This window comes from Roseovarius amoyensis, assembly GCF_003260265.1.
Classification (GTDB): Bacteria; Pseudomonadota; Alphaproteobacteria; order Rhodobacterales; family Rhodobacteraceae; genus Roseovarius; species Roseovarius amoyensis.
In genome coordinates this window covers 1-21,123 of sequence record NZ_QITQ01000036.1, presented here as the reverse complement: position 1 = coordinate 21,123, position 21,123 = coordinate 1, and the positions used below count along the sequence as shown (strand labels likewise).

Below are 21,123 nucleotides of genomic sequence, written 5' to 3'. Positions count from 1 at the left end.
TCAGCGCCGTGTTGTACGAAGGCCAGTTCCTGGTCTTGTACTTCGTAGGTGACCAACTGCTCATGACAGCCAGCTATCACGCTGGATTCAAACAGTGAATCCCTCAGCCAATTTGTGCAACAAAGCCAAGTCCGGGGCGTATAGGGCCGGCCGGGTTCAATGGGAAACACGCGGCCCGGGCCTGACCCGGGGCCTCGGCGGGCAGGAAAGGCCCCGGGTCAGGCCCGGCGCGGGAATGGACATGCGCGCGCTTCGGCAGGTCCCGCTCACCCGTCGTCATCGCCCCCCGCAGGCAACCAGACGGTGAATTCTGCCCCGCCCTCGGGCCTGTTGCGAACCGTGATCAGGCCGCCTGCCTGACGCATCAACGTCTGGCTGACCGACAGCCCCAGCCCGGTGCCTTCGCCCGGCTTGGTGGTGTAGAACGGGTCGAAGACGGTATTCAGCCGCTCGGGCGCGATGCCCGGCCCGGTGTCAGCCACGCTCAGCGCCGCGCCGGGCTGGCCATCGTGCAGCGCGGCGGTGGTACGGATCGACAGCCGCCCCTGACCGCCCATTGCCTGTACCGCGTTGACCACCAGGTTGATGATGACCTGCTGCAACTCGCCGGGGTTCACGCGCACCGGCGGGGCGCCCGCATGGTCGATCTCGACCTCGATCTTGCCTCGGGCGATGACGTGGTTGACCAGTACGAGACAATCATCGAGCACCCCGGCGATATCGACATCTTCGGCGAAGGTGCCGAATTCGACCGGCCGCGCGAATTGCAGCCGTTTGCCGACGATTGTGTTAATGCGCCCGATCTGGCGGTCGACAAGGTCCAGCTCGGTCATGATCGGCGCTGCTGTGTCGCCCAGGGTTTCGCGGATGACGTCCATGTTGCCCTGTATGACGGCCACGGGGTTGTTGATCTCATGCGCCACCCCGGCGGTGATCTCTCCGATCGAGGCCAACTTTTCCGACATCACCAGCTGCTGATAGGTGGTTTCGAGCTTGGCGTTCGCCTCGCGCAGCTCGGCTGTGCGTTCCACGACCCGCTCGTTCAACTCGTCCGCCCAGGCGCGCAGCGCGCGGTCGCGTTCCTGCACCTGGTCGAGCAATTCATCCAGGTGCGCGGCCACTGCGCCGATTTCGTCACGCGAGGAAACGGTGCCGATACGCGCGTCCAGGTCGCCGGCCTCGATGCGCCGCATGGTCCGCGTCATGCGTTCCAGCGGGGAAAAGATACCCCCCGCAAGCCGCAGGAACGGCGGCACGGTGATTGCCAGCACCAGGGCGAGAGAGCCGTAGCCCAGCACGTAGGCCGACCGCCTGACCGCGCGAAAGGGTGCCTCGAGGAACCCGACATAGAGCATGCCGACGCGCTGGCCGAAACTGTCGGTCAACGGAATGTAGGCCGAGATGTACCAGTCGTTGACCACGAACGCGCTGTCGAGCCATGTCCGCCCCTCGCCTAGTACGGCGGCGCGAACTGTGGCCGACACCCGCGTGCCCAGCGCCCGCGCGCCCTGAAACAGGCGCACATTGGTCGAGATGCGCACATCTTCCAGGAACAGGGTGGCGGTTCCGTGGCGCGGCGTTTTGCCGCCGTCCTCGCGATAGACCAGCGCATTGATCGTGTCGATGAAATCGAGGTTGCGGTTCAGCAGGATACCACCGGCCAACACGCCGGGGCGGTCCGCTGCGGGGCTGGATGTCGCCGTCTGGATGACCATGCCGCGATCCTCGGTCGTGCGGTCCGTGGGCACGGCGGCGCGGGTCTCAATCAGCGGCAGCCGGGCGCGTTCAGCCAGCGCGGGCGAAATCGCGGCCAGGTCGTCGTTGTCGAAGATGTCGATATGCGTCGCGCCCTGCCCCTGCCGGGCGGTGGCGATCACCGGCCAGCGCGCGGCGGCCTCGTGCAGTTGGTCAGGGGGCAGATAGCGCAGGAAATCAAGGCCCATCCCTGCGCGCCGCTCTTCCAGGTAGGCGGCAAAACCCGCGTCGTCACTGCCCGCCGCGCGGGCAAAGGCAACCGAGTTGGCAAGCGCTTCGACATCCTTGCCGGTGGTGTCGAGGATCCGGGCCAGGTACTGCTCGGCGATGCGCAGATCGCTTTCGACATTGGTGATCAGCAGCGCGTCATAGCTGGCCGACCAGCGGCTGACGACAAGCGCCAGCAACAGTGGCATCAGCACCATCAGCGGCGTCAGGGCTAGGATCAGTAATCGCAGCCGGACGGATCGCATTTCCGCAAGGGCCCCCAGTGCTGTGCGCAGCAGGTAAATCCGAGCATCCGACGCGGGCGTGCCGGCGTCAATCGGGCGGGGCATCAAAAGGCAAAGGCAAAGACGGGCCTTGCCACATGGCTGTGCTCGGTTTAGCGTTTTCTTGCAAAATTTCCGGAACTGGGGAAATCATGCAAGACATCGGACAGGCCCTTTCGCTGGCGTTCGCACTGGTGATGTCGGGCGACGGCGATCTTTACGAGATCGTCGCCCTGTCGCTGCGCGTCAGCCTGAGCGCGATGGCCGTGGCCTGCCTCATCGGCCTGCCGGTGGGGGCGCTGGTGGCGATCAGCCGTTTCCGTGGTCGTGGTCTGGTGCTGGTGGTGATGAACGCGCTGATGGGGCTGCCGCCGGTTGTCGTCGGGCTGCTGGTCTACCTGCATTTCTCGCGCGCGGGGCCGCTGGGGTTTCTCGGGCTGCTCTACACGCCGACGGCGATGATCGTGGCGCAGACGATCCTGATCGCGCCGATCGTGGCGGCGCTGTCGCGACAGGTGCTGGAGGATCTGAACGGCGAATACGCCGAACAGTTCCGTTCGCTGGCGCTGTCGCGGCGCCACATGGTCGGGGCGCTGTTATGGGATGCGCGGTATTCGCTGATGACCGTGGCGTTGGCGGGCTTTGGCCGCGCGGTGGCAGAGGTCGGCGCGGTGATCATCGTCGGTGGCAACATCGACCATCTGACACGGGTTATGACCACCGCCATCGCGCTGGAGACATCCAAGGGCGAACTGGCGCTGGCTCTGGCGCTGGGGATCGTCCTGCTGGCCATCGCGCTGGGCGTCAACGCGGCGGTGCATCTGCTGCGGCAGACGGGCGCAAGGCTGGCCTATGTCTGACGTTCGCGCCATCCCGCTGGTACGCCAGGGCGCGCGCCCGGTAGCCTGCCCGCTGATGCCGCTCGAAGTGCGTGACCTTGTGCTGGGGTTCGGCGACACGGTGGTGCTGAACGGCATCGACCTGGAGCTTGGCGCAGAGGGCTGCACCGCGATCATGGGCCCCAACGGCGTGGGCAAGAGCCTGCTGCTCAAGCTCCTGCACGGGCTGATCGAGCCCACCTCCGGGCGCATATCGTGGGCCGGGCAGCGGCCCGGCGCGGTGATCGCGCGGCAAGCGATGGTGTTTCAGAAACCGGTTCTGCTGCGACGCACCGTGGCGGCCAATCTCGATTTCGTGGTGCGCACGCGGGGGCTGGACCGCAGCCGCGTGCATGCCCTGCTCGACCATGTCGGACTGGCGCACAAGGCCGACCACCCCGCGCGCCGCCTGTCGGGGGGCGAGGCCCAGCGGCTGGCGCTGGCGCGGGCACTGGCCATCGACCCCGAGGTGCTGTTCCTGGATGAACCGACTGCCAGCCTCGACCCGGCGTCGGCACATGCCATCGAAACCATCGTGGGCCAGGCCCGTGACCGCGGAATGCGCGTCATCCTTGTGACCCACGATGTCGGGCAGGCAAAGCGCCTTGCTGACGATGTCGTGTTTCTCAACCGGGGACGGGTGGTCGAAGCCGCGCCCGCCACCACCTTTTTCCCGATCCCGCAAAGCCAGGCCGCACGGGACTATCTGACCGGAAAACTCGTCTTCTGACCTGATCAACAAGAATGGAGAACTTTCATGCTGAACAAGATGTTCAAGGCCGCCATCGCGGCGCTCTGCCTGGCTGGGCCGGCGGCCGCGCAGGACAGCTCGATCATCGTGCAGTCGACCACCTCGACCGCGAATTCGGGCCTCTATGACTATCTGCTGCCGATCTTCAAGGACGAGAGCGGTATCACCGTCAACGTGGTTGCCGTCGGCACTGGCCAGGCGATCAAGAACGCCCGCAACTGCGACGGCGATGTTCTGCTGGTCCATGCCAAGCCGGCCGAAGAGAAATTTGTCGCCGACGGGTTCGGCACCTCGCGCACCGATCTGATGTACAACGACTTCATCATCGTCGGCCCGGCATCCGACCCGGCTGGCGTGGCGGGCATGTCCGACGCCAAGGCGGCGCTGACCAAGATCGCCGAGGCGGGTGCGCTGTTTGCTTCGCGCGGCGACGACTCCGGCACCCACAAGAAGGAACGCGCATTGTGGAAGGCCGCCGGCATCGACACGACCCAAGGGTCGGGCGAATGGTACCGTGAAACCGGGTCGGGCATGGGCGCCACGCTTAACGCCGGGATCGGCATGGGCGCCTACGTGATGACTGACCGGGCGACCTGGATCAGCTTTGCCAACAAGCAGGATTACGTCATCGCGGTCGAGGGCGACACCGAGATGTTCAACCAGTACGGCGTGATCCCGGTGAACCCGGAAAAATGCCCCAGCGTAAATGTCGAGGCGGCGCAGACCTTTGCCGACTGGCTGCTGTCGGCGGATGGGCAGGCGGCGATCGCGGCCTACAAGGTGGACGATCAACAGCTGTTCTTCCCCAACGCACCGGCGCAGTGATAAGGTGATCGGCGCGGCAATTCCGCCGCGCCGACACCAAGGCCCGATGAGCAATCTCAAGACACCCGCGCATGAATTCCTGACCGTCCCCGAACTGGCAGACCTTTTGCGGGTCAAGCAGCGTAAGGTCTATGACCTTGCCGCATCGGGCGAATTGCCGTGTTCGCGGGCCACCGGCAAGTTGCTGTTCCCCGCAGCAGAGGTGCGCGCCTGGATCGAGCGCGCGCGCTCTGGCGGACAGCCCGGTGGCGGCGCGCGCCCGCCCATTGTGCTGGGCAGCCATGACCCCCTGCTGGATTGGGCGATCCGCGCCTCGCGCTGTGGCTTGGCCAGCTATTTCGACGGCTCGCTTGACGGGCTGACGCGGTTTGCCGAACGCGGTGGTGTGGCGACCGGCCTGCATGTCTATGACCCCGCTTCGGGGGGCTGGAATGTGCCCGCCGTCACCCAGGCCGCCGCCGATCATGATGCGGTTCTGGTGGCCTTTGCCCGGCGCCGTCGCGGGCTGGTGCTGCGCCCCGATGGGCCGCGTCCCGAACGGCTGGCCGACCTGGCCGGGCTGCGCGTGACCCCGCGCCAGCCGGCATCGGGCACGGTGGGACTGTTCGAGGCGCTTGCCGCGCAGGACGGGCTGGAGCTGTCGTCGGTCAGCTTTACCGAGGCCGCGAGGACCGAGGACGAGTCCGCCGAAACCGTGCGCCACGCCAGCGCCGATGCAACATTCGGGCTGGAGGCCGTTGCGCGCCGGTTCGGCTTGGATTTCGTGCCGGTGATCGAAGAGGAATTCGCCCTGCTGGCTGACCGCAAGGCATGGTTCGACCCGCCGATGCAGGCGCTGGTGGCCTTTCTTGGGACGCCCGCGTTTCATGAACGTGCCGAGACCTATGGCGGCTACGATGTGACCGGGGTGGGCAAGGTGCTGTGGAACGCCTGAGCGGTGCGGTCAGTGCGATTTGTGTGCGCGTGACAGCAGCGGGTGCCCCTGCTAAGTGCTGGGCCGGACAATCGCGGGGGCTTTCATGCAGGTCGAGAAAACGGAACTCGATGGCGTTTTGATCCTGACGCCGGTGCGCCACGGCGATGCGCGCGGCTTCTTCAGCGAAAGCTGGAACCGCCGGCGCATGGCCGAACACGGGATCGAGATTGATTTCGTTCAGGACAACCATTCCTTTTCCAGTCGCGTCGGCACCGTGCGCGGGCTGCATTTCCAGGCCCCGCCGCACGCCCAGGCCAAGCTGGTGCGCTGCGGGCGCGGGCGGCTGTTCGATGTGGCGGTGGATATCCGCAAGGGCAGCCCAACCTTTGGCCGCTGGGTGGGGGTGGAGTTGAGCTTTGACAACGGCCGGCAACTGCTGGTGCCCGAGGGGTTCCTGCACGGTTTTGTCACCCGCGAGCCTGATACCGAGATCATCTATAAATGCAGCGATTATTACGCGTCCGAATGTGACGGCGCGGTGCGGTTCGACGACCCCGATATCGGGGTCGACTGGGGCATTGCCGCAGACCAGGCTGTGCTGTCGGACAAGGACCGCACCGCACCCCTGCTGCGCGATTTCGACAGCCCGTTTACCTGGCAGGGACGATAAACCGGCCGGATGCGGGATGCGGGACGCAGCAATCCCGCGCCCCTAATCGCGCGAATAGACGTCTTCGTAGCGGATGATGTCATCTTCTCCCAGGTAGCTGCCGGTCTGAACCTCTATCAGGACAATGGGCAGCTTGCCGGGGTTTTCCAGCCGGTGCACCGTGCCCAGCGGGATATAGACGGACTCGTTTTCCGCCACCAGCTTGACCTCGTCACCGATGGTCACGCGCGCCGTGCCCTGGACCACGACCCAATGCTCGGCCCGATGGTGGTGGGATTGCAGTGACAGCGCGCCGCCGGGATGCACATGGATGCGCTTGACCTGGAAACGCTCGCCCGCGACCAGCGACTCGAACCAGCCCCAGGGGCGGTGGTCCTTGCGGAACTCGGTCGCCTGCTTGGCCTTCTTGCGTTTCAGCGCCGCCACCGCCTGCTTGACGTCCTGCGCGCGGCTGGCATCGGCGACCAGTACCGCGTCGGGCATGGCCACGGTGATGATGTCCTTCAGTCCAATGCCCACTACCTCCAGCGCGTCATCTTCTGATCGCAGCAGCGTGTCGTCGCAGTCGATGGCGGTGGCGTGCCCCGACAGCCCGACACCGCGCGCGTCGCGTTCGCCCGCGCGCCAGACCGCATCCCATCCGCCCAGGTCCGACCAGCCGTCGGAATAGGGCACGACCGACAGGTTGTCGGCCTTTTCCATTACCGCATAGTCGATCGAGGTATCGTCGGCCTCGGCCCAGGGTTCGGGCGCAAGGCGCAGAAAGCCCAGGTCGGCCTCGCCCGCGTCCAGCGCCGCGCGCACCGGCGCGATCATGTCGGGCTGGTGGGTCTTGAATGCCTCGAGGATCGTCTTCACCGAGAACAGGAAGATGCCCGCATTCCACAAATAACGGCCAGAGGCGAGCATCGTCTCGGCGGTGGCGCGGTCGGGCTTTTCGACGAAACGACGCAGCGCGACGGGTTCGGGCGCGCCATCCCCGGGCATGGTATCGAGTTCCAGGTAGCCATACCCCGTCTCGGGCCGGTCCGGGGTGATGCCGAATGTCACCAGCCGCCCCTCGCGTGCCGCCGGCCCGCCGGCCATGACGGCAGCGCGAAATGCCTCGGCATCGGGCACGACATGATCGGACGGGGCCACCAGCATCAGCGCGTCCGGGTCGTTGGCCTCCAACCACAGCGCGGCGGCCAGTATGGCGGGGGCGGTGTTCCGGCCTTCGGGTTCGATCATTATGGCGCGGGGGTCGGCGCCGACCTCGGCCATCTGCTCGGCCACGATAAAGCGGAAGGCGGCGTTGGTGATCACCAGCGGCCGCGCGAAGGCGTCACCGGACAGCCGCGCCACGGTGGCCTGGAAAAGCGTGCCCTCGCCCAGAAGCGGAACGAATTGCTTGGGATAGCTCTGGCGCGACAGCGGCCACAATCGGGTGCCTGACCCGCCGCACAAGAGCAAAGGCGTGATCTTCATCATACGTTTCCGACCTTGTGGGTGCCTCGGGGCACTGTGCCCCGGCTTTCAGGGTTTCTTCCCGATTTGCCCCGCGAATGCAACAGCGGCGGGCGCCCGCGTGCTGTCACCGCCCCTTCCAGACCGGGTCGCGCTTTTCGGCAAAGGCGCGCGCGCCTTCGAGCTGATCCTCGGAATCGTAAAGAATGTCCACCGTCGGAAATTGCCGCCTGGTGATCCGGTTCATCGCATCCTGAAAGGTCATTGCTTCGGCCTCGCGCACGATCTCCTTGATCGCGGCATAGACCAGCGGCGGGCCATCGGCCAGGTGATCGGCCAGCGCGCGCGCCTCGTCCATCAGCCGGTCGGCGGGATGGATCTGGTTGACGAACCCCCAGCGCGCGCCTTCCTCGGCGTCCAGCCAGCGGCCGGTCAGCAGCATTTCCATCGCGATATGATAGGGGATGCGCTTGGGCAGCTTGACCGAGGCGGCATCGGCCACCGTGCCCGAACGGATTTCCGGCAGGGCGAATGTTGCGTGTTCGGCGGCCAGGATGATGTCGGCCGACAGCGCCCATTCGAAACCGCCGCCGCAGCAGATGCCGTTGACCGCCGCAATCACCGGCTTGTTCATCGCCCGCAATTCCTGCAACCCGCCGAAACCGCCGGCGCCATAGTCGCTGTCTGCCCCTTCGCCATCGGCGGCGGCCTTCAGGTCCCAGCCGGGGCAAAAGAACTTGTCGCCCGCCCCGGTAATGATCGCCACGCACAGTTCAGGGTCGTCGCGGAAATTGCGAAAGACCTCGCCCATCTTGCGGCTGGTGGCGGCGTCGATGGCGTTGGCCCTGGGCCGGTCGAGCGTGACTTCCAGCACCGCGCCACGGCGTTCGGTGCGAACAGGGGTGTCGGTCATGGGCGTCTCCGATCCTGATGAGCGCATCCGCGGCCACCGCCTGGGTCGGCGTGCAGATGAGCGGGTTAATCTCGGCCTCGTCGAGGCGCTGGGCATGGGTCGTAACATATTCCTGCAGCGCCATCACTGCCCGCAGGATGGCGTCCCGGTCGGCCGGCGGGCGCCCGCGATAGCCGTGCAGCATCGGCGCGATGCGCAGGCCGTCCAGCGCGGCGCTGATTTCGGCCTCTGTCACTGGCAGGATCAGCGAGGCACTGTCGCGCAGAATCTCGGTCAGCACGCCACCGGCGGCGAGCGTCAGAACGAAGCCATGCGCAGGGTCGCGGCGCACACCGATCAGCAGCTCGGCCAGCCCATCGCCGATCATGCGTTCGACCAGATAGTGCGGGCTGGCCATCCTTTGGGCCGCGACCCGCACCGCATCCGCATCCGCAAGGTTCAGCGCCACCAACCCCGCCTCGGTCTTGTGCGCCGCGCCGGACCCCTTGAGCACGACCGGAAAGCCCAACGCCCCGGCCGCCTGCGCGGCCTCTTCTGCCGTTTGGGCCAGCGCCGAGGCCGGCACCGCCAGCCCGTGCGCGGCCAACGCGGCCTTGGCATCGACCTCGCTGAGTGCGGCGAGGTCGCGGGGCGCGCCGGGCAGCAGCAGCGGAGCCGGGGCCGTGCCTGCCGCCCCCAGCGTGGCCGCTGCCGCGACCGCCGCCAGCGCGTCGTCAAGGCCGCACAGCGGCACCAGTCCGTTGCCGGCGATCCGTTCGGTCACCGCCTCTGGCATCGTCTCGGGCAGGGTGGCGACCAACGCCAGCGGCGTGCCCGTGCGGGCGCGGGCAAGGGCGGCGGCCTCGATCGCGCAATCCCAGGCGGCGGGGTCGCAGCGGTCGGTACGGGGGAAGTCGACGATCAATAGCCCCATCCCGATATCGCCCGCCAGCATCGCGGCAAAGGTGTCGGCCATCGCAGGCACGTCGTTCCAGACATAGGTGTGATAGTCCAGCGGATTGGCCAGCGCCACCTTCGACCCAAGCGCTTGGCGCAGCGCGTCCCGCTGATCCGCGTCGAGCGGCAGAAAGACCACGTCATGCCCGGTCGCGGCATCTGCGACGAGGCTGGCCTCGCCCCCCGAACAGGCCATCGCGGCGATCCGGTTGGATGGCAGGGGGCCGGCAAGGTGCAAGAGCTTCAGCGTTTCCAACAGGGTGGTCAGGCTGTCCACCTGCGCGATGCCGAGGCGGCGCAGCAGCGCCCGCGCGCCCGCCTCGCTGCCGGCGAGAGAGGCGGTGTGGCTGAGCGTCGCCGCCTGCGCCAGGTCCGAACGCCCGGCCTTGAGCGCGGTCACCGGCTTGCCCAGCGCGCGCGCGGCGTTCGCAAGCGCCTCGAAGGCGCGCAAATCGCCCACGCCTTCGATATGCAACCCCAGCGCGGTGACACGCGGATCGTCAATCAGTGCCTGCCCGATCTCGGCCAGCCCGGTCTGGGCGCCGTTGCCGGCGGTGGCGACATAGGCCAGCGGCAGCCCGCGCGCCTGCATGGTCAGGTTTATGGCGATGTTGGAGCTTTGCGTCAGGATCGCGACGCCCCGCCCGACCCGCTGTCCGCCGTGCTGATCGGGCCATAACAGAGCGCCGTCGAGATAGTTGATGAAGCCATAGCAGTTGGGGCCGATGATCGGCATGTTCCCCGCCGCCGCCAGCAGTGCCGCCTGCAGGGCATCGCCATCGCCGGTTTCCGCCTGCACCTCGCGAAAGCCTGAGGCGAAACAGACCGCCCCGCCCCCGCCCATCGCGGCCAGTTTGCCCACCGCCTCGATGGTGGCGTGGCGGTTGATCCCGACAAAGGCGGCGTCGGGGGTGTCGGGCAGGTCCTCCAGCCGCTGGCAGGCGGGGACGCCGCCCAGTTCGGGGCGTGAGGGATGCACCGGCCAGACAGGTCCGTCAAAGCCCATCTTGCGGCATTGTTCGATCACGCTGGTGCACCAAGCCCCGCCGCCGATCACTGCAATGGAACGCGGTCGCAGGAGGCGGCCAAGATCGTGCGTCATCTATTTGCCCCCTGGTTGAGGATGACCGCTGGCAGAAAGGGGCGCTGCCCCTCTTGGCCCCGGAGCAGATCCGGGGCCAATTCACCCCGAGGTATTTGCGGCCAGATGAAGTAACGAGGCGTTAACCTTGCGGTGGCAGGCTGGCCGCGCGGTACAGGCTGAGGAGCCGATGACCGCGCCAGGTGAAGCCCCTCGTCCCGTGTGGACGGGGGGTGTTTCATCTGGGCAGAAATACCTCGGGGGTTTGGGGGCGGAGCCCCCAGGATATGCGGTCGGGACCGGGCGGCCAGGGTCGACATTACGCCCCCAGCGGCCGCAGCAGTTCGCGGCCGATGATGTGGCGCTGGATCTCCGACGTGCCGTCCCATATCCGTTCCACCCGCGCATCGCGCCAGAAACGCTCGATCGGCAGGTCGTCCATCAGCCCCATGCCGCCGAAGATCTGCAGCGTGGCGTCGGTCACACGCGCCAGCATCTCGCTGGCATAGAGCTTGGCTGAGGCGATCTCGCGGTTGGCGGGCAGGCCCTGATCCAGCCGCCATGCGGCAGACAGTGTCAGCCAGTCGGCGGCGTCGATCTCGGTGATCATGTCGGCGATCTGGAAACTCACGCCCTGGAAACGCCCGATGGACTGGCCGAACTGCCGGCGCTCGGCGGCCTGGGCCAGGGCCAGATCGAAACAGCGCCGGGCGCGGCCGACGGCCATCGTCGCGACGGTGATGCGGGTGGCGTAGAGCCATTCGTTCATCACCGCAAAACCGCCATCGACCTCGCCCAGGACCTGGGCATCAGGCAGGCGGCAGTCGTCGAACTCCAGGATCATGTTGGCATAGCCGCGGTGGCTGACCGACCGATAGCCGGGCCGGATGGTAAACCCCGGCGCGCCCCGGTCGACCAGGAAGGCGGTGATGCGCTTCTTGGGGCCCTTCGGCGTCTGGTCCTCGCCAGTGGCGATGAAGACGATCACGAAATCGGCGTGATCGGCGCCCGAGATGAAATGCTTGGTGCCGTTCACCACCCAGTCGCCGCCGTCGCGGCGGGCAAAGCATTTCATCCCGCGCACGTCCGACCCGGCATCGGGTTCGGTCATCGCCAGCGCGTCCAGGCGTTCGCCGCGCACCGCCGGCAGCAGGTAGCGTTCGCGCTGTTCGCCCTCGCAGGCCATCAGGATGTTCTGCGGGCGGCCGAAGAAATGCGTCAGCGCCATCGAGCCGCGCCCCAGTTCGCGTTCGACCAGGGCGAATTCAAGATGGCTGAGCCCCGCGCCGCCCACCTCTTCGGGGAAGTTGCAGGCGTAAAAGCCCAGCTCGATCGTCTTCCGCCTGATCTCTTCGGCCATCTCGCGGGGGGCGGTGCCGGTGCGCTCCACTTCCGTTTCGTGCGGGTATACCTCGTTCTCGACAAAGCTGCGCACGGTCGAGACGATCATTTCCTGTTCGTCGGTCAGTCCGAATTGCATCGCGCCTACTCCTCGGCGTGCAGGGCGGCCAGGGCGGCGACCTTTTGCGCCACTTCAGCCGGGGGTTCGCAGGTGCGGCGGGTTTTCAGGCTGACATGCAGCATCAGCTGGTCGCAGTTGGCCAGTTCGGTGCCGTCCTCGGCGCGGATCATCCGATGGAAACAGCGCAGCTTCTTGCCCTGGCCCTCGGTCACGCGGGTCTGAACCTCGACCCGTTCGCCGGCATGGGTTTCGGCGAGGTACCTGATCGAACTCTCGACGGTGAAATAGCTCATGCCACGCGCGACATAGTCGGCGTCGGCGCCGACATGGGCCATGACCACCTCTGCCGCGTCCGAGAAGACCTGCCCATAGCGGCCCTCGTTCATATGCCCGTTGAGGTCGGTCCAGTCGATGGGCACCACCCGGCGCTGGGTGATCATGGGGTTTTCGGCGGCGGGCAGGGTGGCCAACCGGGCCTGGTGTTCCAGAACCAGCCAGCCGGCGGCGGTGTCCTGCTGCTTGAGCGCGCGCATCATGGCGATGAGGTTGCGATCGCGTTTGCGTTCCAGTTCGGTGATGCTCAGATGCCCCGACTGGGCGTCGGATTGCGCGGCGATGGTTTCGATCAGCTCGTCAGTCAGGTCCGGCACGTCCATCAGCCGCGTCCAGGGCCAGGCCAGAGCGGGGCCAAACTGGGCGATGAAATGGCGCATCCCGGCCTCGCCCCCGGCGACACGGTAGGTCTCGAACAGGCCCATCTGCCCCCAGCGCAGGCCAAAGCCATAGCGGATGGCGTTGTCGATCTCTTCGGTGGTGGCGATGCCGTCCTTTACCAGCCACAGCGCCTCGCGCCAGACGGCTTCGAGAAAGCGGTCGGCGATATGGGCGTCGATTTCCTTGCGCACCCGCAACGGGTAGAGGCCGATGGCGCGCAGATGTTCCTGTGCCGTCTCGACCGCGTCCTCGGCGGTGGCGGGCGAGGGAACGAGTTCGATCAGCGGCAGCAGGTAAACCGGGTTGAAGGGATGCGTCACCATGATGCGAGAGGGGTCCGCGGCGCCCTCTTGCAGTTGCGACGGCTTGAAGCCCGAGGTGGAAGAGCCGATCAGCGCATCCGGCGCGGCTGTCTGGATCTCGGCGATCACCCTGTGCTTGAGGTCGAGCCGTTCGGACACGCTTTCCTGCACCCAGTCCGCGCCGGTCACCGCCTCGGCGATGGAGGGGTGAAAGCTCAGCCTTCCCTCGGGCGGCAGGGCGCAGTCATAAAGCATCGGCAGCGCGGCGCGGGCATTGGTCAGCACCTCGCCGATCTTGCGCTCGGCCTCGGGGTCGGGGTCGAAAACCCGCACGTCCCAGCCATTGAGCAGGAACCGTGCGGCCCAGCCGCCGCCGATCACGCCGCCGCCGATGATTGCTGCTGTTCTTGTCATTTCGTCAGCCCCTCCCCTTGGCCGCCGATCCGGGTGGTCACCCGCGCGGGGCCCGCTTGACCAGGCTAAGGCGCTGGCGCACCTCTTCGGGGCCGATGACGCGGGCGCCCATTCGCTCGACGATCTCGCGCGCGCGTTCCACCAGTTGCCAGTTCTCGGCCAGCACGCCACGATCCAGCATCAGGTTATCCTCGAGCCCGACGCGCACGTTGCCCCCGGCCAGAACTGCCGCCGCGACATAGGCCATCTGGTTGCGGCCCAGCGAAAAGGCGGAAAAGGTCCAGTCGTCGGGGATGTTGTTGACCATCGCCATCAAGGTGTTCAGGTCGTCCGGCGCCCCCCAGGGCACGCCCATGCACAACTGCACCAGCGCCGGTGATTCCAGGATGCCGTCCGTGACCAGTTGCCTGGCGTACCAAAGGTGGCCGGTGTCGAAGGCTTCGATCTCGGGCTTGACGCCCAATTCGGTCATCATCCGGCCCATCGCCTGCAACATGCCGGGGGTGTTGGTCATGACATAGTCGGCCTCGGCAAAGTTCATCGTGCCGCAGTCGAGGGTGCAGATCTCGGGCAGGCATTCGGCGACATGGGCCACGCGTTCGGTCGCACCGGCCATATCAGTGCCGGCCTCGTTCACCGGCAGCGGGTGCTCGGGGTCACCAAAGGTCATGTCGCCGCCCATCCCGGCGGTCAGGTTCAGCACCACGTCGGTGTCGGCGTCGCGGATGCGCTCGGTCACTTCGCGGAACATCGCCGGGTCGCGCGATGGTGCGCCGGTTTCCGGGTCGCGCACATGGCAGTGCACGATGGCGGCGCCGGCCTTTGCGGCGGCGATGGCGTTGTCGGCGATCTGCTTGGGGCTGCGCGGTACGTGCGGGCTGCGGTCCTGGGTGGCGCCCGAGCCGGTGACGGCGCAGGTGATGAAAACCTCTTTGTTCATCGCAAGTGGCATGGCCGGCCTCCTGTTTTCAAAGCTGCATCGAAACGGATCGTATCGCGCTGGTGCTTGGGGAAATCTTGCTTTAATGGACATTCATCATGCCGAAATGGACAAAAACCCCTGCCGAGCCTGTGCGCATATCGGTGCTGGTCTTTGACCGGTTCTCGAACCTGTGCCTGGCCAACTGCATCGAGCCGCTGCGCGCGGCCAACACGCTGAGCGCCACGCGCGCCTTTGACTGGCAGATCGTCACCGTTGACGGGGGCACGGTCCGATCCTCCAGCGGGATCGACGTGCTGGCGGCGACGGCGCTGGGACAGGCGGGGCCTGCGGATTACCTGTTCGTGCTGGCAAGTTATGAGCATCAGCGCCACGACACCCCGGCCAACCGGCGCCTGCTGCGGGCCGCGGTGCGCCGCACGCGGGTCACGGTCGGGTTCGATACCGGGCCCTGGCTGTTGGCGGCGGCGGGGCTGTTGGGGGGGCGGCGTGCGACGGTGCATTGGGATGTGCTGGACGCCTTTGCCGAGCGGTTTCTGGATGTCGAGGCCATCCGCGCGCGGGTTGTGCGTGACGGACAGTTGCTGACTTGCGCCGGCGCGCTGTCGGCGCTGGACCTGACGCTTGACCTGATTGCGGAAAATCTGGGTCTGTCGGCGCGGCTGGATGTCGAGGCGCTGTTCATCCGCGACGACCCGCCCGAGGGCACGCACGATCCGGTCGCCGACCCGCTGGTGCGCCGGGCGCTGGCGATGATGCGCGAGACGGTTGAACGCCCGCTGCCGCTGGCCGCGCTGGCGCGGCGCCTGTCGTGCCAGCCGCGCACGCTGGACCGGCATTTCCGGGTGCGGCTGGGTGCCGCACCCGGCACGGTTTATCGCCACCTGCGGCTGGCAACGGCGCGGAAACTGATCGAGGAAAGCGCGCTGTCGGTGGCTGAAATCGCCTTGCGCTGTGGCTATGACAGCCCCGCTGCGCTGGCGCGCGCGGTCCGGCGCACCTATGGCGCCGCGCCCACCGCGCTGCGCCGCAAGGAGGGGACGGCAGCAGGGTAACGAAGCGTTTGCGGCGGCGCGGATTTTCCCGGATACTCGCCCTGACAAGCCGAGTCTCACCGCGCGGGGAAACTGTGCGGTCGACGACATGACAGGGAAAAAAGCCATGCATTATCACGCCCCCACGACGCTTGACGCCGCGGTCGACATCCTTGCCGGCGCATCCGGCGATTGCCGGGTGCTTAACGGTGGTACCGATCTGCTGGTTCGCATGCATTCCGACATGGCCCACCCCGATGCCGTGGTCGATATCAAACGCATCGAAAGCCTGCGCACCATTACCAAAGAGGATGGCGGCTGGCGCATCGGCGCGGCCGTCTGCGGCGCCGAGATGGGCGAACATGCAGGGCTGGTCGCCGCGTGGCCCGGCGTGGTCGAGGCGGCCGGGCTGATCGGATCAACCCAGGTGCAGGGGCGCGCGACGATGGCGGGCAACCTGTGCAACGCCTCGCCCGCGGCCGACAGCGTGCCGGCAATGGTCGCAGCCGGGGCGCTGGCGCGAATTGTCGGCCCCGAGGGCATCCGCGATGTGCCGGTCGAGGAAATTCCCGTCGGCCCCGGCAAAACTTCGCTCACGCCGGGCGAACTGGTCGCCTCGATCTATCTGCCTTCGCGGCCGGAACGGTCGGGTGACGCCTATCTGCGTTTTATCCCCCGGACCGAGATGGACATCGCCGTCGCCGGCTGCGGCGTTTCGCTGACGTTGGACGAGGCGGGCGCGATCACCCATGCAAGGGTGGCGCTGGGCGCGGTCGGCCCGACGGTCATGCTGGTGCCCGAGGCGGCCCGCATGCTGGTGGGCTCGCATCTGCGCGAAGGGGCGCTGCAGCAGTTGGCCACCATCTGTTCCGCCGCCGCGCAGCCGATCACGGACAAGCGCGGTACCGAACATTTCCGCACCCATGTCGCCGGGGTTCTGGCCCGCCGGGCGGCACTCATCGCCTACAAGCGCGCAGGAGGAACGCCGGAATGAGCAAGATACACGTCACCACTACCGTCAATGGCGACGCACAGGAATTCCTGTGCGAGGCGGACGAGACGCTGCTCGACGTGCTGCGCGACCGGCTGGGTCTGACCGGCGCAAAAGAGGGCTGCGGCACCGGCGATTGCGGCGCCTGTTCGGTCACCGTCGATGGCCGGCTGGTCTGTTCCTGCCTGATGCTGGGCGCCGAGGCCGAGGGCCGCGAGGTCGAGACAATCGAGGGCATGGCCGACGGCGAAAAGCTGCACCCGCTGCAACGCAGGTTCATCGACATGGCGGCGCTGCAATGCGGCATCTGCACGCCCGGCATCCTGGTGGCGGCGAAATCGCTGCTGGAACGCAACCCCGACCCCACCGAGGAAGAGGTGCGTTACTGGCTGGCCGGCAACCTGTGCCGCTGCACCGGCTATGACAAGATCATCCGCGCCGTTCTGGAGACGGCCGCGGAAATGCGGGAGGCATCGTGATGGCTCTGAACACGAAAGAAGACACCAAGATGGAATTCAAGGTCGTCGGCACCCGCGTCGCGCGCCCCGATGGCATCGACAAGGTGACCGGACGAGCCCGTTTCGGCGCTGACATGAGCGCACCGGGAATGCTGGTGGGCCGGGTGCTGCGCAGCCCCCACGCCCATGCGCGCATTGTCTCGCTCGACACTTCGGCGGCCCAGGCGCTGGATGGCGTGCACGCGGTCGTCACCCGGGCCGATTTCCCCGATCTCGACCTCGACCCCATGCTGGCGGACATCCGCGACAACTGCATGGCCGGGGCAAAGGCGCTGTATGACGGGCACGCGGTGGCGGCGGTGGCGGCCACATCGGCGGCGGTGGCGCGCCAGGCGCTCAGTCTCATAAAGGTCGAATACGAGGTGCTGCCGCATGTGATCGACGTGGACGAGGCATTCGCCCCCGACGCGCCGGCGCTGCACGAAGGGCGCGCCGATGAATCGGTGCCCGAGGGCATGTCGCCCAATGTCATGGCGCGCTATTCCTTTGGGCGTGGCGATGTCGAGGCCGGGCTGGAAAAGGCCGACCGCGTGGTGCGACGGACCTATTGCACCGCCGCCACGCACCAGGGCTATATCGAACCCCATGCCTGCCTGGCGCAGATGGGGCCGGACGGGCAGGCCGACCTGTGGTGCTGCACCCAGGGCCAGTACATGGTGCGCGATACCTGCGCCGCCATCCTCGGGCTCAGGCAGGGGCAGCTACGCGTGACCGCCTCGGAAATCGGCGGCGGTTTCGGCGGCAAGACCACCGTTTTCCTGGAACCCGTGGCGCTGGCGCTGGCGCGAAAGGCCGGCCGCCCGGTCAAGATGGTGATGAGCCGGCAAGAGGTACTGCGCGCGACCGGGCCGACGGCGTCAAGTTCGATCGACGTGGCGATCGGCATGACCAAGGACGGCCGCATCACCGCAGGCTTTGCCGAGCTGCGCTATCAGGGCGGCGCCTATCCCGGCTCGCCGGTGGCACTGGGGTCGATGTCGGCATTCGCGCCCTATGACCTGGAACATGTCCGCACCATTGGCTGGGACGTGGTCACCAACCGGCCCAAGTCGGCGGCCTATCGCGCCCCCGGCGCGCCGATGGCAGCCTTCGCGGTGGAAAGCGCCATCGACGAATTGTCCCGGGATTTCGGGCTCGACCCGCTTGAGGTGCGGCTGAAGAACGCCGCGCGCGAGGGCACCCGCTCTGCCTATGGCGCGACCTATCCCGCCATCGGGCTTGAGGCGACGCTGCGCACCGCCCACACTCACCCGCACTGGGCCGCGCCGTTGGGCGAAAACCAGGGCCGCGGCGTGGCCTGCGGGTTCTGGTTCAACTTCGGCGGCAACACCTGCGTGTCGCTGAACATCGCCTCTGACGGCACCGTCAACGTGACCGAGGGCAACCCCGATATCGGCGGCAGCCGGGCGTCCATGTCGATGATGGCAGCCGAGGAGCTGGGCATTCCCTACGAACAGGTGCGCACGGTCATTGCCGATACGGCGTCTCTGGGGCTCAACGAAGTGACCGATGGCAGCCGGGTGACCTTTGCCGTCGGGCTTGCCACCATCGAAGCCGCCCGCGCCGCCAAGCGCGAGATGTGCCGCCGGGTGGCGAAACTGTGGGGCATCGACGAAGAGGCGGTCGTCTGGAAGGACGGCGCCGTTCATCCCGCCGGCCCCAACGCCGGCAAGCACGACCCGATGACCCTGGCCGAGATCGCCGCCATCGCCCCCAATACCGGAGGCCCGATTGCGGGGCATTTCGAGGTCAACGCCGAGGGCGCGGGCGTCAGCTTTGCCACCCACATGGTCGATGTCGAGGTCGACCCCGAGACCGGTGCGACCAAGGTGCTGCGCTACACCGTGTTCCAGGATGCGGGCAAGGCGGTGCATCCGTCCTATGTCGAAGGCCAGTTTCAGGGCGGCGCGGCGCAGGGCATCGGCTGGGCACTGAACGAGGAATACATCTATGGCGATGACGGGGTTCTGCAGAACCCCGGTTTCCTCGACTACCGTATCCCGGTCGCCTCGGACCTGCCGATGATCGACACGGTGATCCTGGAAATTCCCAACCCGGGCCACCCCTACGGGGTGCGCGGCGTGGGCGAGACATCCATCGTGCCGCCACTGGCGGCAGTCGCCAACGCGGTTTCCGCCGCGGCCGGGGTGCGGATGACCGACCTGCCGATGTCGCCGCCCAAGGTGCTCGGCGCGATGCAGACGAAATAGGCTGGTCATGGTCAAGGTGCGGATCTGGGGCTCGCTGCAATCCGCGACCGACGACCGTGCCGAGGTCGAAATCGACGCCGGCACGCTGCGGGAACTGCTCGATGGGCTGGCAAGGGAATACCCCGCCCTGCGCCCGCAGCTGGAACGCGGCGTGTCGGTCGCCATTGACGGCAAGGTCTATAATGACAGCTGGTTCACACCGATTTCGCCCGACAGCGAGGTCGTGTTGCTGGCGCGGCTGCGCGGAGGGTAGCCCGGCCCGGACGAGACGGTTAGACCGGCGGCAGGGTCTTTGTGTCTGTTGGTGAAAGCATCACAAGGGCAGAGCAATGGCAGGTGAGCATTGGTTTGCGGACAGGGCGAGGGCAGCAATCGAGCCGCTCTTGCCGAAGAGCCAGCCGGGCGCGCGATCTGGTCAGGCGAACAGACCACAACCACCGCGTCCCCCGGCGCAAACACCGCAGCCCTCCTGCAGGGCTGGATCAGCCGCACTGATCTCGCCCGCGAACTCGGCGTGTGCGAGGAAACGCTTCGGCGCTGGGCAGATGCCCGGCGTGGTCCTGCCTTCGTGAAGGCCGGGCGAAAGATCCTCTATCGACGCTCCACCGTCCTCTAATGGCTCGAGGCCCGCTGCCCGGCCCGCCATCGCCGCGCCCAGCACTCCGATCACGATGATGCCCCGGAGGTGCAGCGATGAAACGCCGCGGCACACCGGAGGCCGACCTGCAGCGCGCAGTGGTGCAGGCGTTGCGGCTCATTCTGCCTCGCACGGCCGCCATCTACCACTGCGCCAACGAGGTGACCGAGCCCGGGCCCCGCGGCGCCAGGCGCCAGGCGAACCTCGTCGGCATGGGCGTCCATCCCGGTTTTGCCGACCTGATGGTGCTCTGCGACGGGCGCGTGCTGTTTCTGGAGCTGAAGGCGCCCAGGGGCAAACTCAGCCCGGCGCAGGAGGCGTTTCGCGACGCGGTGCTGGCGCAGGGCTTCGGTTGGGCGCTGGTGCGCTCGCTCTACGACGCGCTGGGCGCGCTGGCCGATCACGGGCTGACCACGCGCGTGGTGCCGCAGGACCCCGTCCGGCGCGCCGCCAGGGTTCGGCAACCGGCAGCGGCAAGACCCGGCGGCAAGTGCGATGAGGGCCCCAGGCCCAGCGACGACGAACTCGCGGCCTTCTACGCCCGGATGGTCAATTCCGACGACTTCCTGCCCGCCACCATGATCAGCAACACCATGTGCGACGCCATGCTGGCGCGGGGGCTGGTCACGCCGGAACGGCTTCGGATGCGGGGGGTGCGGTGAATGGCATGGTGTTTCGACCCTGGCACGGACTGTCCCTCTGCGCAGGCGGCGGTCTTGATCTGGGCCTCATGCTCTCTGAGCCCGGCTATCACACCCGCCGAAACCAGCACGGCGAGCGGGCCACCACCGTGGTCGTCGGCACCGAACGAGTGTTGGCGCGCGGCCGGTGGCGCACGGTCGAGGTGCTGGCCTGCCCCGTCACCTAGCGACCGCACCCGGAGCACATCGCGTCCGCCCGCCACGCCTACGTGGACTGGTGGCAGGCGCTGGGCTGGATCCGCGACGGGCTGATCGCGGGCAGCATGCTGCGGGACGTCAAGGTGACGGCGGCGATGCCGCAGCTGCGACCGTGGGTTCAACGAAAATAGAGGCGAAAGGATCCCATTTCCGCCAATTTATTCGAACGCGGGCCGCGCAGGGGCCCGCTCTGGCACCTGACATTCACGCGCGGGCGGAAGAGCATTTCTCTCTGCGCCGGCCCTCGCTTGACACTCCGTTTCCACAGGTTACTCTTTGGTGGTACCAGGGGTGCTCCGTTCAGGAGCTGAGATGCGCGACACCGCGCGAACCCTTCACA

18 protein-coding genes and 2 pseudogenes are annotated in these 21,123 nt (G+C 67.2%); 13 read left to right on the top strand and 7 right to left on the bottom strand.

Annotated elements, in window-relative coordinates:
* Positions 1–266 precede the first annotated feature (266 nt).
* Positions 267–2,228, bottom strand: coding sequence for a sensor histidine kinase (locus DL899_RS17790; RefSeq protein ID WP_111735688.1), 1,962 nt, complete (start codon positions 2,226–2,228; stop codon positions 267–269).
* Between the two features lie 170 nt (positions 2,229–2,398).
* Between DL899_RS17790 and DL899_RS17785 the strand changes: the two genes are divergently transcribed.
* The 5 genes from DL899_RS17785 to rfbC all read left to right on the top strand — a co-directional run bounded on the left by DL899_RS17785 (position 2,399) and on the right by rfbC (position 6,286).
* Positions 2,399–3,106, top strand: a complete 708-nt coding sequence (locus DL899_RS17785) for an ABC transporter permease (RefSeq protein WP_111735686.1) — start codon at positions 2,399–2,401, stop codon at positions 3,104–3,106.
* Positions 3,099–3,854, top strand: a complete 756-nt coding sequence (locus DL899_RS17780) for an ATP-binding cassette domain-containing protein (RefSeq protein WP_111735685.1) — start codon at positions 3,099–3,101, stop codon at positions 3,852–3,854. The genes DL899_RS17785 and DL899_RS17780 overlap by 8 nt, the downstream gene beginning before the upstream one ends.
* Positions 3,855–3,881: 27 nt before the next feature.
* The gene (locus tag DL899_RS17775; RefSeq protein ID WP_111735684.1) at positions 3,882–4,700 is read left to right on the top strand and encodes an ABC transporter substrate-binding protein; all 819 of its coding nucleotides are present in this window, start codon (positions 3,882–3,884) and stop codon (positions 4,698–4,700) included.
* Positions 4,701–4,746: 46 nt separating this feature from the next.
* A complete protein-coding gene (locus DL899_RS17770) occupies positions 4,747–5,634 on the top strand; it encodes a helix-turn-helix transcriptional regulator (RefSeq protein ID WP_111735683.1) in 888 nt (295 codons plus the stop codon).
* An 85-nt stretch (positions 5,635–5,719) separates the two neighbouring features.
* On the top strand, positions 5,720–6,286 hold the full coding sequence (gene rfbC, locus DL899_RS17765) for a dTDP-4-dehydrorhamnose 3,5-epimerase (RefSeq protein WP_111735682.1): 567 nt from the start codon (positions 5,720–5,722) through the stop codon (positions 6,284–6,286).
* A 42-nt stretch (positions 6,287–6,328) separates the two neighbouring features.
* On the opposite strand, the gene DL899_RS17760 is transcribed toward rfbC, so the two are convergent.
* The 6 genes from DL899_RS17760 to bcoG form a co-directional block, all read right to left on the bottom strand.
* On the bottom strand, positions 6,329–7,756 hold the full coding sequence (locus tag DL899_RS17760) for a mannose-1-phosphate guanylyltransferase/mannose-6-phosphate isomerase (RefSeq protein WP_111735681.1): 1,428 nt from the start codon (positions 7,754–7,756) through the stop codon (positions 6,329–6,331).
* 103 nt (positions 7,757–7,859) lie between these two features.
* Positions 7,860–8,606, bottom strand: a complete 747-nt coding sequence (locus tag DL899_RS17755) for a carnitinyl-CoA dehydratase (RefSeq protein WP_239494754.1) — start codon at positions 8,604–8,606, stop codon at positions 7,860–7,862.
* Positions 8,506–10,683, bottom strand: coding sequence for an acetate--CoA ligase family protein (locus DL899_RS17750; protein WP_239494753.1), 2,178 nt, complete (start codon positions 10,681–10,683; stop codon positions 8,506–8,508). The genes DL899_RS17755 and DL899_RS17750 overlap by 101 nt, the downstream gene beginning before the upstream one ends.
* A 298-nt stretch (positions 10,684–10,981) precedes the next feature.
* Complete coding sequence (locus tag DL899_RS17745) at positions 10,982–12,142, bottom strand: acyl-CoA dehydrogenase family protein (RefSeq protein WP_111735679.1); 1,161 nt, start codon at positions 12,140–12,142, stop codon at positions 10,982–10,984.
* 5 nt (positions 12,143–12,147) lie between these two features.
* Complete coding sequence (locus tag DL899_RS17740) at positions 12,148–13,554, bottom strand: carnitine 3-dehydrogenase (RefSeq protein ID WP_111735678.1); 1,407 nt, start codon at positions 13,552–13,554, stop codon at positions 12,148–12,150.
* A 37-nt stretch (positions 13,555–13,591) separates the two neighbouring features.
* Positions 13,592–14,506 (bottom strand): 3-dehydrocarnitine:acetyl-CoA trimethylamine transferase BcoG, encoded by a 915-nt coding sequence (gene bcoG / locus DL899_RS17735; RefSeq protein WP_111735677.1) that lies wholly within the window; start codon positions 14,504–14,506, stop codon positions 13,592–13,594.
* A gap of 86 nt (positions 14,507–14,592) precedes the next feature.
* Here bcoG and DL899_RS17730 point away from each other — a divergent pair, with 86 nt between their 5' ends.
* The 8 genes and pseudogenes from DL899_RS17730 to DL899_RS17695 all read left to right on the top strand — a co-directional run.
* Positions 14,593–15,549 carry a GlxA family transcriptional regulator gene (locus tag DL899_RS17730; RefSeq protein ID WP_111735676.1) on the top strand — a complete coding sequence of 319 codons (957 nt, stop codon included), beginning with the start codon at positions 14,593–14,595 and terminating at the stop codon, positions 15,547–15,549.
* Positions 15,550–15,655: 106 nt separating this feature from the next.
* On the top strand, positions 15,656–16,522 hold the full coding sequence (locus tag DL899_RS17725; protein WP_111735675.1) for an FAD binding domain-containing protein: 867 nt from the start codon (positions 15,656–15,658) through the stop codon (positions 16,520–16,522).
* The gene (locus DL899_RS17720; RefSeq protein ID WP_111735674.1) at positions 16,519–16,998 is read left to right on the top strand and encodes a (2Fe-2S)-binding protein; all 480 of its coding nucleotides are present in this window, start codon (positions 16,519–16,521) and stop codon (positions 16,996–16,998) included. The genes DL899_RS17725 and DL899_RS17720 overlap by 4 nt, the downstream gene beginning before the upstream one ends.
* Complete coding sequence (locus DL899_RS17715; RefSeq protein ID WP_111735673.1) at positions 16,998–19,247, top strand: xanthine dehydrogenase family protein molybdopterin-binding subunit; 2,250 nt, start codon at positions 16,998–17,000, stop codon at positions 19,245–19,247. The genes DL899_RS17720 and DL899_RS17715 overlap by 1 nt, the downstream gene beginning before the upstream one ends.
* 7 nt (positions 19,248–19,254) lie before the next feature.
* Entirely contained in the window at positions 19,255–19,500 is a 246-nt protein-coding gene (locus DL899_RS17710; protein ID WP_111735672.1) for a MoaD/ThiS family protein, read from the top strand.
* A 90-nt stretch (positions 19,501–19,590) separates the two neighbouring features.
* A complete protein-coding gene (locus tag DL899_RS17705) occupies positions 19,591–19,863 on the top strand; it encodes a helix-turn-helix domain-containing protein (RefSeq protein ID WP_338049662.1) in 273 nt (90 codons plus the stop codon).
* A gap of 77 nt (positions 19,864–19,940) precedes the next feature.
* A pseudogene (locus DL899_RS19730) lies at positions 19,941–20,336 on the top strand (VRR-NUC domain-containing protein); the annotation flags it as partial.
* Between the two features lie 302 nt (positions 20,337–20,638).
* A pseudogene (locus DL899_RS17695) lies at positions 20,639–20,914 on the top strand (hypothetical protein); the annotation flags it as partial.
* Between the last annotated feature and the right edge of the window lie 209 nt (positions 20,915–21,123).

What these genes read in the sequence shown, in the direction of transcription:
- DL899_RS17790 (WP_111735688.1), bottom strand. Translation starts at nt 2,228, where the DNA reads ATGCGATCCGTCCGGCTGCGATTACTGATCCTAGCCCTGACGCCGCTG.
- DL899_RS17715 (WP_111735673.1), top strand. Translation starts at nt 16,998, where the DNA reads ATGGCTCTGAACACGAAAGAAGACACCAAGATGGAATTCAAGGTCGTC.
- DL899_RS17710 (WP_111735672.1), top strand. Translation starts at nt 19,255, where the DNA reads ATGGTCAAGGTGCGGATCTGGGGCTCGCTGCAATCCGCGACCGACGAC.
- DL899_RS17720 (WP_111735674.1), top strand. Translation starts at nt 16,519, where the DNA reads ATGAGCAAGATACACGTCACCACTACCGTCAATGGCGACGCACAGGAA.
- DL899_RS17780 (WP_111735685.1), top strand. Translation starts at nt 3,099, where the DNA reads ATGTCTGACGTTCGCGCCATCCCGCTGGTACGCCAGGGCGCGCGCCCG.
- DL899_RS17750 (WP_239494753.1), bottom strand. Translation starts at nt 10,683, where the DNA reads ATGACGCACGATCTTGGCCGCCTCCTGCGACCGCGTTCCATTGCAGTG.
- bcoG (WP_111735677.1), bottom strand. Translation starts at nt 14,506, where the DNA reads ATGCCACTTGCGATGAACAAAGAGGTTTTCATCACCTGCGCCGTCACC.
- DL899_RS17725 (WP_111735675.1), top strand. Translation starts at nt 15,656, where the DNA reads ATGCATTATCACGCCCCCACGACGCTTGACGCCGCGGTCGACATCCTT.
- DL899_RS17770 (WP_111735683.1), top strand. Translation starts at nt 4,747, where the DNA reads ATGAGCAATCTCAAGACACCCGCGCATGAATTCCTGACCGTCCCCGAA.
- DL899_RS17745 (WP_111735679.1), bottom strand. Translation starts at nt 12,142, where the DNA reads ATGCAATTCGGACTGACCGACGAACAGGAAATGATCGTCTCGACCGTG.
- DL899_RS17760 (WP_111735681.1), bottom strand. Translation starts at nt 7,756, where the DNA reads ATGATGAAGATCACGCCTTTGCTCTTGTGCGGCGGGTCAGGCACCCGA.
- DL899_RS17740 (WP_111735678.1), bottom strand. Translation starts at nt 13,554, where the DNA reads ATGACAAGAACAGCAGCAATCATCGGCGGCGGCGTGATCGGCGGCGGC.
- DL899_RS17775 (WP_111735684.1), top strand. Translation starts at nt 3,882, where the DNA reads ATGCTGAACAAGATGTTCAAGGCCGCCATCGCGGCGCTCTGCCTGGCT.
- DL899_RS17730 (WP_111735676.1), top strand. Translation starts at nt 14,593, where the DNA reads ATGCCGAAATGGACAAAAACCCCTGCCGAGCCTGTGCGCATATCGGTG.
- rfbC (WP_111735682.1), top strand. Translation starts at nt 5,720, where the DNA reads ATGCAGGTCGAGAAAACGGAACTCGATGGCGTTTTGATCCTGACGCCG.
- DL899_RS17785 (WP_111735686.1), top strand. Translation starts at nt 2,399, where the DNA reads ATGCAAGACATCGGACAGGCCCTTTCGCTGGCGTTCGCACTGGTGATG.